Raw genomic sequence first — 15,645 nt, 5'->3', positions numbered from 1 at the left:
ACAAGAACCTCCCTATAAAGAATTATTTTATATATCAAGCTGGTCGTTATCCTTTGACCGAACCCAGCATGACGCCTTTGACAAAATGCTTCTGCAAAAAAGGATATACAAACATGATCGGAAATGTAGCAAAAACAATGACAGCCATTTTGATCGTTAGCGGCTGTATGAGTATCTCATCTGTGCTCGTGTCTCCGACCCGACTGTTAGCATTGATGACGATTTCGCGCAGAAGTACCTGAACTGGCCATTTGGTATTATTATTGATATACATGATTGCGCTGAAAAAATTGTTCCAATGAGTGACCGCATAGAACAGTCCGAAGGTCGCGATCGCAGGCAATGAAAGCGGAATCACGATACGCACTAAAATACCGAGATCGTTGCAGCCGTCGATCCTAGCCGAATCCTCCAGCCCGTCAGGGATTTGCTGAAAAAAGTTTTTAAGCACGATTAGATTAAAAGCACTAATGGCCGTCGGAATCATAAGCGACCAAAGTGTGTCGATCATGTGCAACGACTTGACTACATAGAATGTCGGAATCAGTCCCCCGTTGAACAGCATCGTGATCAATACAGCTAACAGCATTACTCTGCGTCCTTTCAAGTGAGAACGAGAAAGCGGATACGCCAGTAGCGATGTAAAGACCAGATTGATGAGTGTTCCAAGCACCGTGAGATAAATGGACACACCCAAACTGCGAATCAACGTATTCGTTGAAAAAATATAACTGTAAGCTGAAAGAGATAACTTTTTCGGAAACAATATAAACCCGCCCTGGGCGACAATTTCCGGTGCCGTAAAAGAAACAGCCACGATATAGACGAACGGAAGGACACAAACCAGCGCAATAAGCCCAAGGAAGATATAATTGACCGCATTAAAAATTTTATTACCCCACGATTTGTCGTAGTTCACGATTCCACTCCTCTCTGACGACATCAATATACACCTTCTTCTCCAAATCGCTTAGCTAACCAGTTTGCTCCGAGTACCAGTACAAGTCCAACAAACGATTTAAAAAGTCCAACCGCCGCGCTGTAGCTGAATTGCCCTTGCTGCAGTCCTTTCATGTAAACGAACGTGTCGAACACTTCCCCGACATCGCGGTTCGTTGGAGCAAGCATTAGAAAAATTTGTTCGAATCCTGTATCCAAGAAATCGCCAAGGCGAAGAATAAGCAGAATAATGATTGTGCTGCGGATAGCAGGCAAGGTGATATGCCACATTTGACGCCATCGGCCTGCTCCATCCATACGTGCCGCTTCATAGAGCTGGATGTCGACCCCTGTGAGTGCTGCAAGAAAAATGATTGTCCCCCAACCGGCTTCTTTCCAAATAGATTGAATGACGATCATTGGACGAAACCAGTCTGACTCAAGAAGAAATGGAATTTTATGTCCGGTGATTGAGAAGAGCAGTTCATTTACCGCCCCGCCTTCGGTCGTGAACATAATGTAGGAAATACCTACGACAACGACCCATGAAACGAAATGCGGAATGTAAATGAAAGTTTGCACAACTCGTTTGAAGCGTTCCCTTCGCACCTCGTTCAGCATCAAGGCAAGAATGATCGGCAACGGGAAAAAAAAGATCAGGTTATAAACCGCCAAAATAAACGTATTGCGAAAAAGTACCCAAAACTGCTCTTCGCTGAAAAGGCGCTCGAAATGTTTGAAACCAACCCAAGGACTTTGCGAGAAACCTAGATGCGGCTTGAAATCTTGAAAAGCCATAATGATGCCGTACATTGGGATATATTTGAAAATAAGAAAATAAACAAGGCCCGGCAGAGCCATTATGTACAGCCAGCGATCTTTCAGCAGAGCCTTTGCCCAACTCGGCTTTCTACGAGTGATTTTTTTAGTGCCCATATCAACGCTCAAATTAACCACGCCGACTTCAGCCTCCTTTCTATTATGTGTTTGCATAGCGTAGTCTTCATCCTCCTTATCGAGCAAGTCTCGTCTTCGATGCATATCTCTATTGTCGTTGGGGACAGAAGAACATGCTATAGACCGGATGCAACTACATGCTTTAAGAACCGATGGCTACTTATATACTGCGACAGTTTACGCAATTAGCTACCCGTACAAAACCTGTATATACCTTCTGCAACCTCGGCCTGTGCTTGGTTTGGGACTTGACCCTAAAGAAATAGCGCCCATATTGGGCGCTCCGCAAAAAAAGGGAAAGCTCAGTTTGAACCTTCCCGTTTCTATCAATGTTTCCGGTTTATATTTCCGTTTTGCTCACGATATTGCCCCGGTGTCATACCAACCACTTTGCGGAAAATACGGATAAACGCCGTCGTATTCGAATAATTAAGCTTTTCGGAAATATCCGATATTTTCATCGTCGTGTTCTTTAGCCATTCCTTAGCCAGCTTTATCCTGAATTCAATTAAATAATCACTGAAGGACATTCCGGTTTCCTTCTTGAACACGCGGCCCAAGTAGACAGGGTGAAAATTCAACTCCGCGGCGCATCCCTCCAGCGTGATATCACGGTTGTATTTTTCCTCAATCAGCTTCACGACCTTATTGGCGATACTTTCATATTGTATTTCATCTAACTGTGTCAAATATTCACCTATCGGAGCAAGCAACTCGTTTTTAAACCACTCGGAGGTGTCTTCCATAGTATTCAGTTTCATCAGTTCCGAATAAGAAGCGTTCTCACCGAGCACTTGCTGCACTGATCCTCCTTTTTCATGTACAAGCTGATAAAGGCGCGAAACAAGCTGCATCATGAATAAGGGATAATCGTTCACAGCGACATTTCGTTCTGTTAGTACAGACATATAGGATTCCAGCCACGACTCCGCTTTATCCGGTCCACTTAGCTTCAGGGCTTGTACCAGTTGCTCTTCCGTCCACTTGAGCTGACTATAGGTTGCGGTAGCCGTTTCGCCTAACTCGGCATGCATATCATCGTAATGAAGAATGATGCCGTGTCCCAGGTAGATCCGGCTTTTCAAGGCTTCCAGACTTTCATTGTAAGCACGGACTGCATCGGTCGTACGCGTGAAAGATCGACTAATTCCGATACTGACACTCACTTCCAGATACTGATGCACCTTCGATTTCAGCAACTCCGCCATGGCGAAGTAGTACTGCTTGAGTTCACCTTCATCCGTCAAATCGCTCTTGATAATTGTTACTTGATACTGGTTGAGGAGAACAGGACTAAACCTGGTATCAGCTGGAATCAGTTCGGAGGCCATATTATGGATGGCAAACAGCAGCAAATCACGATCGTGACTCCGGTAACGAGTATCCTGCAGCGTATCGATTTGGAGCGTCAAAACCGCAAGGGATCCCCATTCCGTAGGAAATCCGCATATCATGCTACGGTGAGCAAAATCGCTTTCGGTTAGCTGGCCGGCAAACAGCTTAAGGATTAGAAATTCCTTTAGTTGAGCAAATTGATCTTGTACTTGCTGATTCAACTGCTGTCCCTTGCTGAACAGCGAGCGAAAACGTTCTTCAAGTGAGCTGAACTCATCCTTGCCGCTACCGATTGTAGCTACGTTTGCCGAAACGGCCATCGTCAACTCATTCAGCCTTTTAATCGGAGAATACATTCGTCTGCTGATGATCCAAGCTAACACTCCTACGATCAGTAAGATGACAACGTGCGCAATAAGCGTACCGATGGCGATTTTTCGGGTTTGACTTCTCATCTCCTGCGCTGATAAAGCATATACGTAGGTCCAGCCGTTATAGTCCGTATGCCGATAAGAAAACAGCGTCGCTTTGTTCCCGACCGAGCCATACAAAAAACCAATCGATTCGCCGTTTTGCTGAATCTTATCCAGTATGCGTGCATTCGTCGGATTATACTTCGCAGTTTCTTCTTTGTTCGGTTCCAGAAATTCGTTGCCATACCTGTCTAAAACATACATATGTCCGAGCTCTTCTGTTTTTTGCAAAAGAATATTTTGAAACTGAGACTTAGGCAATCCAAAGATCAAAAATCCTCTTGGTTGTTGAGTCAACGGCATGATGGGAAGCTTTTGCACCAGCCGCACAGTTTCATCGGCCACACCATTACCTGTCGCGATTAAGGAGCCGGTATCCCAAAACATATTACTGGGCTGCTTCTCATAGATGGACAACTGCTCGCGGATCGGGTGCCTGCTTAAAGGGACGACGGATGTTAAACTCATTACCCAATCATGCTCAATATCAATCAAGTATCCTTCCGATATATTCGAAAGCGCTTGCACTCCATACAAACCTTTAGATAAGTCTTGAACCTGGGCTAAATTTGTCACGTCCAGAACCTCGCGCAACGATAGTGTGACCGTTGAGGAAGTGGAGAACTGGATGGACATCAATTCGAGAGATTTCATCATCTGTTCGATTCTATTTTGAGTTTGCGCAAGCAACTGCGATTGACTTTCCTTCGTCTTCTGCTCCGCATCGTTTGTCGCAACAATATAAGAATAGGTGCCTAACGCAAGCACAGGAAGCGCTCCGATCAGCAAACTGAAAATCAGAAGCAGCTTCATGTACTTCGGTATCCCTCTTCCTTTCCAAAACGATGCAAGCATGGCAGATCCTCCCCTTATCCTTTACGGTTTGCATTTTCGTCATGCCTCACGGCAATTTCTTTCCAATGCCCCAGGCATAGCCTGGGGCATCATGTTTTCAAAACTATTAAAACACCAATTGATTTTTCCCGCTGTCGCCAACTGTTCCTTCAGGCACCGATTTCAATCTCTCCATCTCGACACCGGCTAGTATAAACGGAGCCTGGCCAATGAATTGATCACTAACGACAGTCTCATTGATATAGTAGGTATACGACCCGTCCCGGTAAGGCCGGTTGCCCAACCCGGCTCCTTTGCAAATTTGATGCAAATGTACGCCGGCCGCATCCTGAGTTACCAAGTGCTCCAACAGCCCTTCAAAACCTTTTACCGCAAGCTTGCGGTAATAGCGTGGCAAATAGCCAAGTCTTACCCCTTTGGCAATCGCATATACGAACATGCAGGAACCGGAAGCTTCCAAATAGTTGCCTTCCCGCTTTTCTTGGTCGAGTACTTGATACCAGAGTCCACTCTCCGAATCCTGTACTTTTTCCAAAGCTGCCACCATACGCAAAAAGATTCCAGCGATGGTTCCTCGCTTCACATGATTACGAGGGAAATGCTCCAACGAGTCAACGATCGCCATCGCGTACCATCCCATTGCGCGACTCCAGAAATGAAAAGATGTCCCTGTGGCTGGATTACACCATTCCTCCGCCTTGCTTTCGTCCCAACCATGATACAGCAACCCTGTTTTCGGATCCCTTGTACGCTGTTCCACTGTCAAGAGCTGATGAGCTACTTCGTCAAACAGTTCCGGCTTGTTGAAGGTATTCGCATATTCAGCCAGAAACGGAGAGGACATATATAACCCATCCAACCACATTTGGAACGGGTATATTTTTTTATGCCAGAAACCGCCGTCCGTAGTGCGCGGATGACTTTTCAATTGGTCTACCAGCAATTGCGCAGACTTGGCATAACGTTCCTCACCTGTCTTTTTGAATAGAGGAAGCAGTACTTTTCCTTCATTAATCTGATCCAAATTATATTCATCAAGATCGTAAGTTCGAATGGAGCCGTCAGATTCGATGAACAATTCCAAATGTTTTTTGACATAGTCATAATATTTAGAATCCTGTGTGATTTCCCAAACCCGCAGTAAAGATAATAGCATCATTCCCGGCACATAAGCCCATTGATCCTTTATTTCCGGATGATAGCCCTTCGAATCGGATTCCGACATGATGGTTTCAACCATAGGTAAAAGCCATTCTTGATTGCTCATTATTATAACCTCCAGAATCATTTTGTAAAACTAGGTTTCTCTTAAAACTTTGAAGATTGAAAGAGCGCAACTCAACTGAGTTTACGCTCTGTTATTTCATCATGATTGAATTATCGTCTCTACCGACCGAACTTTCTATGAAATTGAGCCAGCTTGGCATAAAAGTCTTCCATAATAAAGCGAGGATCAACCGTTTCATATACCCGTATCGGACGATTTTTCCCGTTGTGGATATACTTCATCTGTTGGTCAAATTCTGGAGCAGGCTTCCAAGACCACCGGCCGCAATCAGGAAAAAGAATGACTCCAACCGCAGGAGAATCGCCAAGAATTCGGTATTCGGTCGGTCTATTTATATTCGCATTATTGAACTCGATCAAGTTCTCAACAAGGTACTTACCAATTTCCCCATGAGGATGTACCCTTTCCACCAACTCTGCGAAACTAACCGGCATTTGCCGATAGGCAGAGCGAGGAATTTGCCACAATTCGAGTTTCGACTTAAATACGACGTTAGCTGAATGGATATCGTTGGACAAATTATATTCCGAACCGCCCGCCGGCCAATCTCCGCCACCGATCCAAATTACCTTGATGTTTCGATCTGCAATCCGCGGTTCAAGCAATAGCGCAGACGCCAAATCCGTTAAGGGGCCGTAAAAAGCGATATAGAGTGGTCTATCATCATCTTTCATAGCCTCTTCGATAATGAGTCGAGCTCCTGCAGAATCAACCGGCGTCAATTCGTCGGACATGGCGTGTTCTGCACCATCTTCAATCCTGTATTGGTTCTCCATCCCCATTAATTTCAATACCAGTATCGTTTCATCATGACTATCCTTTAAGCTTGTCTTGGATTTATGGTCGCCGAAATGTGCTGGGATGATCCCGTGTAATTCAAACGAAGGTGTCAGCACCGCGTGCACTATCGCATATTGATCATCTACTTCGTTTTTTGCATCTGTGTTGATAATGACTCTAGTTTTCTTCTCTTGTGGAATTTGAATTTCCATCTGTTTATCACCTCTATATTATTGTCTTTAATAAACGCTAGCTCAGACCAGATAACACACCCGCAACCGCCCTTTTCCATCCAGTTACATATTGCTCCCTCTGCTTATCGCTCATGTCTGGCGTGTACACGTGAAACGATTTTTGCAGAGAAGCGATTTCATCCTGGGAAGACCAAAAGTCAGTGCCTAACCCCCCCATGTATACGGAACCCATAGCAGAAAGCTCTGCCACTTCGGACTTGATCACGTTGCGTTGTAAGATATCCGCCTGAAACTGCATCAAGTTCGGGTTTGCCGTGGCACCTCCATCTGCCTTAAGCTCCTGGATCGGGACGCCTGATTCGTTTTGGATGAGCTCGATCGCCTCGTATACCTGGTAAGCGATGCTCTCCAGCGCCGCACGGACCACGTGAGCCTTGGTCGTTCCACGATTCATCCCTACAATGGCCGCCCTCGCATCTGCCGCCCAATAGGGGGCACCCAATCCTACGAAAGCCGGAACGAGGTAAACTCCTTCGTTATGCTCAGCCTGCTTCAGCAGCTCCTCCATCTCCTCGAAGCTGTGAAACAAGGCCAGATTATCCCGAGTCCATTTGATGCAGTCCCCGGACGTTCGGATCACGGCCTCCAATGCGTAGGTGATGCGGCCTCCCAGCCCCCAGGCAACGGCCGTTACAAGGGAATTGCCCACAGAGTGGCTTTGTTCTCCTACATTCATCAGAATTGATGTACCTGTCCCGTAGGTAGCCTTGGCCATCCCCGGCTTGAAGCATTGGTTGCCGAACAGAGCCGCCTGGGAATCTCCAATGATTCCCGAGATCGGAACCTGATCCTCGAACAAGTCAGGGTCTGCTGTCACGCCGAACAACTCATCGGAGCATTTGACTTCCGGCAGGAGTGCCTTGTCAACCTGAAACAGCTCGCACAGCTCGTTATCCCACTGCAGCGAATGAATGTTAAACAGAGAGGTCCGGCTGGCGTTCGTATAATCAGTCGCATGAATCCTGCCCCCGGTCAGTTTCCATAACAGCCAGCTGTCTATGGTCCCGGCCAGGAGCCGCCCTTCCGAGACTTTCTCCTTCACCCCGTCGACATGCTCGATCATCCAGCGCCACTTGGTGGCAGAGAAGTATGGGTCCAGCACCAATCCTGTCTTGGCACGAACCTCCACTTCGTGGCCGCCCAAGCGCAAGGCTTCGCACATGTCCGCCGTTCTCTGGCACTGCCATACAATGGCGGGATGCACCGGGAGGCCAGTGACCCTGTCCCAAAGCAACGCCGTCTCTCTTTGATTGGTAATCGTCAGTGCTGCCAACTGTCCTGCACGGATGCCCGCTTTCTGTAAGACCTGTCTAGCGGTGTTTACGACATTCTGGTAGATCTCCAGCGGATCGTGCTCAACCCAACCCTGTGAAGGATAATATTGTCTGTGCTCCGCCGAGCTCTGGGCTATAGCTTGCCCCGCCCGGTTCACCAACAAGGCCTTGGTGCCGGATGTACTTTGGTCAATCGCGAGGATATAGTCTTTTGTCATAAGAGCAACCTCTATTTCCCGAGCATCTCAAGCGCGACCTGGCAGAGGTGGTCTGCATGAATGCCGTAATGCTTGAATACTTCCGCAGTCTTGCCCGCTATGGCAGGCTCGTCAGGAATCCCGATGATGCGCATTGGAATCGGCTGCTGCTGAACGACAACCTCGGCTACTGCAGCCCCCAGGCCTCCATGAATGCTGTGCTCCTCTACGGTAATAATATGTCCAGTCTCACTAGCCGCCTTGCGAATGGCCTCCACATCAAGCGGCTTGATCGTATGCATGTTAATAACTCTGCAGGATACCCCGGCTTCCTTTAGCTTCTGTGCTGTATCCAATGCAACCCTTACTGTTTCGCCTGCGGCGATGAGCGTAATGTCCGACCCTTCCCGCATCGTTATTGCTTTGCCTATCTCATATTCGTAGTCGTCTGATTCGTATACATCCTCAACAGCATTACGACCGATACGTACATATACACCCCCTTGATGCTTGACGAGGGCCTCTGTCATACGCTTCGTTTCGTGACGGTCTGCCGGAAGTATGATGGCCAACCCAGGAATGGCCCGAGCTACGGCAATATCCTGCACGGAATGGTGGGACATGCCCAGCGCCCCGTAGCTTACACCACCGCTGATGCCTACAAGCTTAACGTTGGTGCCAGAATACGCAACATCCACTTTGATCTGCTCGATACTGCGCATACTTAGGAAACAGGCCGGTGAGGTAACAAAAGGTTTCTTTCCACTATGCGCCAATCCTGCCGCTACACCTACGATATTCTGCTCGGCGATGCCGATCTCGACAAACTGCTGAGGATACGCATTTGCAAATGGAGCCATCGCAGCTGAGCCCCGCGAATCGCTAGCCAACACGGTGATGCTTTGGTCCTTCTTGGCTAGCTCCAGCAGTGTCTCGCACATCACTTGACGGTTCGGTATTGTATTCATTAATTACTGCACCTGCCCTTCCTGTTGAAGTTGTTTCAAAACCGCTGACAATTCGGCCAATGCTTGCTCCAACTCCACATCATTCGGCACGTGGTGATGCCAGTGCGCCACATTCTCTGCAAAGGACACACCCTTGCCCTTCACGGTATTCGCCATGAGGAGCGTCGGTTTGCCAGGTACAGTTGGAACGCCTTCCAAGGCTTCGACCAGCGCTACCATATCGTTGCCGTCGATGGAAACCACATTCCAACCGAAGGCAGTCCACTTGTCTTCCAACGGCTCCAGTCCCATAACCTCTTCCGTAGTGCCACTGATCTGCAGTCGATTACGGTCGATGATTCCTACCAGATTATCCAGCTTATAGTGAGCTCCCGCCATCGCTGCCTCCCAGTTGGATCCCTCCGCCTGCTCGCCATCCCCCATCAGACAGTAGACGCGGTAGGACTTTTCATCCCGCTTCGCTGCGAGCGCCATGCCTACTGAGATTGGAAGTCCGTGGCCAAGGGCGCCTGTGTTCATCTCAATGCCCGGCACCTTGTTGTTTGGATGTCCGATCAGTCTCGTGCCAAACTGGCTGAAAGTCTTCAACTCCTCCTTCGGGAAAAACCCGAGATCGCCCAATATGCACCACAAGGATTCCACAGCATGGCCTTTGCTAGCGACAAACCGGTCACGCTCCTCCCACTTGGAATTCGCTGGATCGACGTTCATCACCCGGTAGTAGAGAGCTGTCAATATATCGGTATTGCTCAAGGAGCCTCCAGTATGTCCTGTCTTTGCCCGATGAATCATCCGAAGCAACTCCATCCGGATCTCCGCCGCTTTTGCCTTAAGTTCTTGTATATTAAGTTTGTTCATTTTGTCCATCCTCCTTTATAGCCCTGCACCGCGCAGCCAAGCTTGAATTTCTCGTTCCGTGGGATCCACGGGGTCTGGTGTCAATCCCGGGATATACTGACAGGCCTCGTACAATGCCGGAATCGCATTCGCATGAATGCCTACGGAGTGATGCACATAAGGCCCCTTGACCAGCTTCTCCTCCCAGAGCGGCCAGTCATTAACCTCTACCCAAACCCAGGAGCCACGGGTAAAAGGACCCTCTATGCCCCGAGCTTTGCCCATGAACAGCTGGTATTCCCCGTGGTCGCCGTCGAAACGCGCGAGGGTCATTTGACCGCCTTTAATTTGACTTTCATGCGTACCTGGTGCATGTGAATCAAACAAGAAGTGCTTCTTCAACTTCGGCTTATCTTCTACGGAGAGAGAAACAGGGAAATTACCACAGTGGAACAACAGCTCGCCGTTCTGATTCTCCGGATGTCGTACCGTCAGGTCCGCAAAGAAGGTAGGTGCTGTATTCATCGTTGCTGCCTGTACCATCACGGAGGTAATGGCACCATGAATATCGGTTTCGCAGGTGACCGGGATTTGCTCGTCGGTCAAGATGGCGTTAGCAAGGCAAGGCATAATGCCCATTGCGTCCTGCAACGAGGACCAGCACTGGATCGCGATAGCCGAGCTGCCTGTCGACCGAGCGTACTGCTTCATGGCCACCTTCAGAGCGGCAATTCGTCGGACATCTTCCTCCGTAACTTCGGAGTAGTCCATCTTGCTTTTGATATACATCATCGCTTCCTCCAGCTCAGCGGAGGTTCCCTTCTCGATCCTCTTCGTTGCCAGCTGAATATCTACCAAGGTGATTGGGTGTATCTCGATGCCGAAACGTTCCAAAAGCTCGCCTTCATTGCACATCATCGTCCAAAACGAGGCCGGTCGCGGACCGATCTGGAGTATCCGGAGGTTGCGGAACTGCCTAACCACGTTGGCTGCGGCAACAAAATTTGTAAAGCCTCTTTCGAACACAGGATCATCTACCCGGCTGTTCGTTACATATGTGAATGGAACATTGAAGCGTCGGAGCACCTTTCCAGTTGCGAAGAGACCGCATTGGGTATCCCGAAGACGCATGCCATCCTCCAAAGGAGATTCGTCTCTCGGTCCCCAGAGCAGTACAGGCTTACCCAGGGCCTTGCCTACACGAGCAACGGTATCTTCCGTACCGAAGTTGCAATGGGGGAAGAATACAGCGTCTACCTCCGCATTCTTGAGGTGGGCAGCGATCTGATCCGCATTAATGTGATCGTCATAAAGCAGTCCCTCGGAATTCAGCCCCTCCAGATCCACGATATCCATATCCAATCCGAAGCTTTCGATTTTCTCTCTAATCATGACTTTGTACTTGAATGCATCTTCCGCACTAAACACAAAACGACGTGTAGGCGCATAACCGAGCTTAAATTTTTTCATGTCCAATGTCTCCTTCGTTTAAGTAACCTCACTGTAGAATAACTAAACAAAATTACTTAAAATTATCATAATAACTAAATTTGTTTATCTTATTTTCTAATCGTAACACCGTATTTTTTAATCGTCAACGCAATTTTACTCGTTATAAAGTGATTATCGCTTAAAGTTATATAAATAAATTTATATGTTTGCAACTTTATAAAATAAAAGTTAAACTAAAATTCACTACCTAAACTTTAGTGTTTAGAACGGAGCCTACCACAGTGAAGATGGAAGACATCACCAGAATGGCGGGCGTTTCCAAGTCTGCTGTTTCTCTTGCACTAAGAGGCAAATCAGGGATCAGCACAAAAACCCGTGACCAGATTTGCCAAATCGCCAAGCATAACGATTATGCGTCCAAGAACCGCGTCTAACTACCAGATGGATCCTCAAGAACTCAGACTTTTTTTGTACTTGCCAATTCGGACTTCGTCTCAAAAAACTATTACCAGCAGCCCTTTTCCAAGAACTAATTCACTATATAGAGGAAGGATGCCGATCTAGGGGCTACTCACTGCTATTCATGACAATGGATAAGGACTATTACGAGCGTGATATCCGTAAATTTTCAGCGGGGCGGGAGACGGACGAAATGATCCTGCTGGGCACCAACCTTTCTAGACCGAGATCTCCGAGCTTGCGGATATACTGCCGAACCTCGTTGTGTTAGATACTTCCTACGAGAATCTGCCAGTGCACTTCGTGGAGATAAATAATTATCTGGGTGCTTATCAGGCGGCTTCCCACCTATGCTCTTTGGGCCACCAATACATCGGATATATTTCCTCTACTGTTAGAATCCATAATTTTGAAGAGCGCAAACGGGGTTTTACAGACGTCCTCCACGAGTTGGGCTTGGAAGCAGGAATAGGCCCATACTTTTCAGTTGAGCCCACGATTCTTTTCGCACGTAAGTTTCCGACCGCGTTGTTCTGCGAGTGCGATTATATCGCCATGAGCGCCATAAAGACCTTGACCGAGCTGGGCTACGGGAGATGTATCCGTTATGGGTTTTGATAATATTTCGGAATCGATAATAGTCACTCCTGAGCTTACTATTATCCATGTAGAAAAGGAGAGAATGGCCCGACTTGCTGTGGATACGTTTATCGATGTCATAGGTTCCGTGAGCGAATTCAAGACGAAGATCAAGATAGACACCCCCTTAGTGGAAAGTTCTTCATGCAATTCCCCTCAACTGCAGCCGGAATCTTAGCGCCAGATGTACGACGGCAAGAGAAAAGCTGGCGTCCCTTTTTGTTGAGAGGTCAGCTCTAAGCTTTACATTAACTTGTTGAGTTTCTTCCCTTCCCGGAGGAAATCCCTATGATTTGGAAGAATACTATAAATAGGAATCTAACTAAACATGCATCATTCCCATTCAATTTATAATCAAGGTGGCTGTATACGATGAATATAGAAGAGATTGCAAAACTGGCACAGGTTTCCAAGTCAGCCGTTTCCTTCGCACTCAATGGAAAGCCCGGCGTAAGCCCGGAAACCCGGGACAAAATTTTGCGGATCGCCCAAGAGCACGGCTATTACCACAAATCCTTATCTCAATCACGCGTTGCAGCAGGACAAAACCGGACCTTACGGTTTGCAGCATTAACCAGTTCGGGTATATTGACGGATGAATACCAAAAGCAGCCCTTTTTCACAGAGCTGATCCATCATATTGAAGAGCAATGCAGTGCATACGGGTACTCCCTTCTATTCTCTTCGGTTCAAGGTGAAGATCCCGGCCATGAGATTGGGAAGTTGGAACAGAACTATGAAACAAACGGACTCCTATTGCTCGGTACGAATCTGTCCAGGGAACAGATCGAGGATATATCTAGCCGGATTCCCAACCTTCTAGTGCTGGATACTTGCTTCCAAACTCTTGATGTGGACTTCTGTGCTATCAACAACATGATGGGTGCCTATCAAGCTGCTGCCCATCTTATCGAACTGGGTCACAGTTCTATCGGGTATGTGCAGTCCAAGAACCGTATGTATAATTTCGATGAGCGGTTAAGGGGCTTCAGCGCCGCGATGCAGGAGTCCTCAATAGAGCTGAATAAGGATCATATTTATTCCATCTTTCCTACGGTGGTCCAAGCCCAGAAAGATTTTGTCGCCAAAATCCGCTCCCAGCAGGATCGGCTGCCAACGGCTTTGTTCTGTGAATGCGACTATATGGCCATAAGTGTCATCAAGTCCCTTACGGAGCTTGGTATACGAGTACCCCACGATATTGCCGTGGCGGGCTTCGATGACATCTATGAAGCCAAAATTATTACTCCAGAATTAACGACGGTCCATGTGGAGAAGAAGCAGCTGGCCTCACTAGCCGTCCAGCGGCTAATCGAACGGATCGAGGATAAAGGCTCGGACGCTACAACCAAAATCCTAGTCGATACACGCCTGATTGTACGCAGCTCAACCCGAACTGCGCCCGTTTGATGTCGGGGTTCATCGTATACATGATATAACTTGCGAGAGTCCTATCGTAGTTGTATATGTAAATAAATAAAAATGGAGCGTTTAGGAAAAATACTATGGATACTGTTAATAAATTAAGTGGTCGACAAAGTTTAAAAATTGCGGAGAATGGACGGTACATCGAGCACATAGACGGTACTCCCTTTTTTTACTTGGGAGATACGGCATGGGAATTGTTCCATCGCTTGAATCGTCAAGAAGCAATAAGCTATCTGGAGGATCGTGCCAGTAAAGGGTTTTCTATAATCCAAGCTGTTGCAATAGCAGAAATCAACGGCCTGACTGAGCCTAATGCTTATGGCTTACTCCCACTAATCGACAACGACCCCTCGCGTCCCAATGAATCTTACTTTGAACATGTTGATTTTATTATTGATTATGCTGGAAGACTAGGCTTGTATATAGGCTTCCTGCCTACTTGGGGGAAGTATTGGAAAACTGGAAATTCAAATATTTTCACCCCAGAAACCGCACGCGCGTATGGACAATTTCTCGGTAAACGTTACCGCACGAAATCAATTATTTGGATTCTTGGCGGTGATCAGAACGTTGTCACAAAGGAAGAACGCTCCATTATCGATGCCTTAGCCGGCGGACTTCGGGAAGGTGATAGCGGAAAGCATCTTATTACATTTCATCCACGCGGACCCGGCCAGTCTTCAAGGCAATTACATGATGCAGCTTGGCTTGATTTCCATATGTCTCAATCTTCCCATGCTGCGTATGATCATGACACAGGGCTTTATGCAGAGTATGATCTCGGGCTCACACCTATTCGTCCCACATTGGATGGCGAGCCACGGTACGAGTGTATTCCGGTTGGATTTTACTTGCGTGACCATGATCGAATAAAACGTTTTGACGACTATGATTCACGGCAAGCAGGATGGTGGTCTGTCATGGCTGGGGCGTGCGGACACTCTTACGGTAATAACAATATATGGCAAATGTGGCAACCAGGCCGTGAACCTGTAATCAGTGCCAATATTCCCTGGTATGAGGCGCTTCACCATCCAGGAGCACGTCAGATGGGTATCATGCGTCGCTTTATGGAAGCACATGCGTTCCATACTCTTATTCCCGACCAGACGATCATTTTCGATGGGGCTAAAAGTGGCTCTTCCAAGATTCGAGCGATGCGTGCGGTTAACGATTCAAAAATTATTGTTTATACCCCAAGAGGGGAATCATTTACTCTTGATCAGAGTACTGTAAAAGCTGCTTATGTGAGTCAATCATGGTTTGACCCACGCTATGGTGTTAATTACGAATTTCGATTATCTCCTCGTGCATGGGATGGGCAGACATTCCAAACATACGCACCGCCGACCTCTGGACGTGGACAGGACTGGATCCTTGTCATTCAGAAAGTCAATCAAGAGTCCGATATTCCGACACCTTTTGGGAATTAAGGGTAGAAAGAGCGCTGATTTATGGCGAGCGACAAATAGACCCCACCCAGGAGTCAGAATGGGGTCTGTGTATGATG

The 15,645-nt window shown here is 47.4% G+C and carries 14 protein-coding genes; 5 read left to right on the top strand and 9 right to left on the bottom strand.

The annotated features are described in order from the left end of the window. Positions 1 to 46: 46 nt before the first annotated feature. The 9 genes from ACKTT9_RS04995 to ACKTT9_RS04955 all read right to left on the bottom strand — a co-directional run bounded on the left by ACKTT9_RS04995 (position 47) and on the right by ACKTT9_RS04955 (position 11,627). Positions 47 to 943, bottom strand: a complete 897-nt coding sequence (locus tag ACKTT9_RS04995; protein ID WP_407870725.1) for a carbohydrate ABC transporter permease — start codon at positions 941 to 943, stop codon at positions 47 to 49. After that, complete coding sequence (locus tag ACKTT9_RS04990; protein WP_407872966.1) at positions 943 to 1,875, bottom strand: ABC transporter permease; 933 nt, start codon at positions 1,873 to 1,875, stop codon at positions 943 to 945. Before ACKTT9_RS04990 ends, ACKTT9_RS04995 begins: the two co-directional genes overlap by 1 nt. A 347-nt stretch (positions 1,876 to 2,222) precedes the next feature. Beyond that, positions 2,223 to 4,559 carry a helix-turn-helix domain-containing protein gene (locus tag ACKTT9_RS04985; protein ID WP_407870724.1) on the bottom strand — a complete coding sequence of 779 codons (2,337 nt, stop codon included), beginning with the start codon at positions 4,557 to 4,559 and terminating at the stop codon, positions 2,223 to 2,225. A gap of 106 nt (positions 4,560 to 4,665) precedes the next feature. Further along, entirely contained in the window at positions 4,666 to 5,826 is a 1,161-nt protein-coding gene (locus ACKTT9_RS04980; RefSeq protein WP_407870723.1) for a glycoside hydrolase family 105 protein, read from the bottom strand. Between the two features lie 119 nt (positions 5,827 to 5,945). Continuing rightward, positions 5,946 to 6,839: a nucleoside hydrolase gene (locus ACKTT9_RS04975; RefSeq protein WP_407870722.1), complete on the bottom strand. Its 894-nt coding sequence runs from the start codon at positions 6,837 to 6,839 to the stop codon at positions 5,946 to 5,948. A gap of 37 nt (positions 6,840 to 6,876) precedes the next feature. Further along, entirely contained in the window at positions 6,877 to 8,373 is a 1,497-nt protein-coding gene (gene glpK, locus ACKTT9_RS04970; protein WP_407870721.1) for a glycerol kinase GlpK, read from the bottom strand. Positions 8,374 to 8,384: 11 nt separating this feature from the next. Then, entirely contained in the window at positions 8,385 to 9,320 is a 936-nt protein-coding gene (locus ACKTT9_RS04965; protein ID WP_407870720.1) for a transketolase family protein, read from the bottom strand. 3 nt (positions 9,321 to 9,323) lie between these two features. Further along, positions 9,324 to 10,178: a transketolase gene (locus ACKTT9_RS04960; RefSeq protein WP_407870719.1), complete on the bottom strand. Its 855-nt coding sequence runs from the start codon at positions 10,176 to 10,178 to the stop codon at positions 9,324 to 9,326. 15 nt (positions 10,179 to 10,193) lie between these two features. After that, positions 10,194 to 11,627, bottom strand: coding sequence for an L-fucose/L-arabinose isomerase family protein (locus tag ACKTT9_RS04955; RefSeq protein WP_407870718.1), 1,434 nt, complete (start codon positions 11,625 to 11,627; stop codon positions 10,194 to 10,196). 269 nt (positions 11,628 to 11,896) lie between these two features. Here ACKTT9_RS04955 and ACKTT9_RS04950 point away from each other — a divergent pair, with 269 nt between their 5' ends. The 5 genes from ACKTT9_RS04950 to ACKTT9_RS04930 all read left to right on the top strand — a co-directional run bounded on the left by ACKTT9_RS04950 (position 11,897) and on the right by ACKTT9_RS04930 (position 15,568). Beyond that, on the top strand, positions 11,897 to 12,043 hold the full coding sequence (locus ACKTT9_RS04950; RefSeq protein WP_407872965.1) for a LacI family DNA-binding transcriptional regulator: 147 nt from the start codon (positions 11,897 to 11,899) through the stop codon (positions 12,041 to 12,043). Between the two features lie 289 nt (positions 12,044 to 12,332). Next, positions 12,333 to 12,686 carry a substrate-binding domain-containing protein gene (locus tag ACKTT9_RS04945; RefSeq protein ID WP_407870717.1) on the top strand — a complete coding sequence of 118 codons (354 nt, stop codon included), beginning with the start codon at positions 12,333 to 12,335 and terminating at the stop codon, positions 12,684 to 12,686. Then, positions 12,676 to 12,885: a hypothetical protein gene (locus ACKTT9_RS04940; RefSeq protein ID WP_407870716.1), complete on the top strand. Its 210-nt coding sequence runs from the start codon at positions 12,676 to 12,678 to the stop codon at positions 12,883 to 12,885. The genes ACKTT9_RS04945 and ACKTT9_RS04940 overlap by 11 nt, the downstream gene beginning before the upstream one ends. Before the next feature lie 194 nt (positions 12,886 to 13,079). Continuing rightward, positions 13,080 to 14,117 carry a LacI family DNA-binding transcriptional regulator gene (locus ACKTT9_RS04935; RefSeq protein WP_407870715.1) on the top strand — a complete coding sequence of 346 codons (1,038 nt, stop codon included), beginning with the start codon at positions 13,080 to 13,082 and terminating at the stop codon, positions 14,115 to 14,117. Between the two features lie 95 nt (positions 14,118 to 14,212). Then, the gene (locus tag ACKTT9_RS04930; protein ID WP_407870714.1) at positions 14,213 to 15,568 is read left to right on the top strand and encodes a glycoside hydrolase family 140 protein; all 1,356 of its coding nucleotides are present in this window, start codon (positions 14,213 to 14,215) and stop codon (positions 15,566 to 15,568) included. Positions 15,569 to 15,645 lie beyond the last annotated feature (77 nt).

Source organism: Paenibacillus sp. P36 (genome assembly GCF_045866505.1).
Classification (GTDB): Bacteria; Bacillota; Bacilli; order Paenibacillales; family NBRC-103111; genus Paenibacillus_E; species Paenibacillus_E chondroitinus.
Note: the sequence above shows the minus strand (reverse complement) of the source record. Positions and strands in the feature narration are given on the sequence as shown.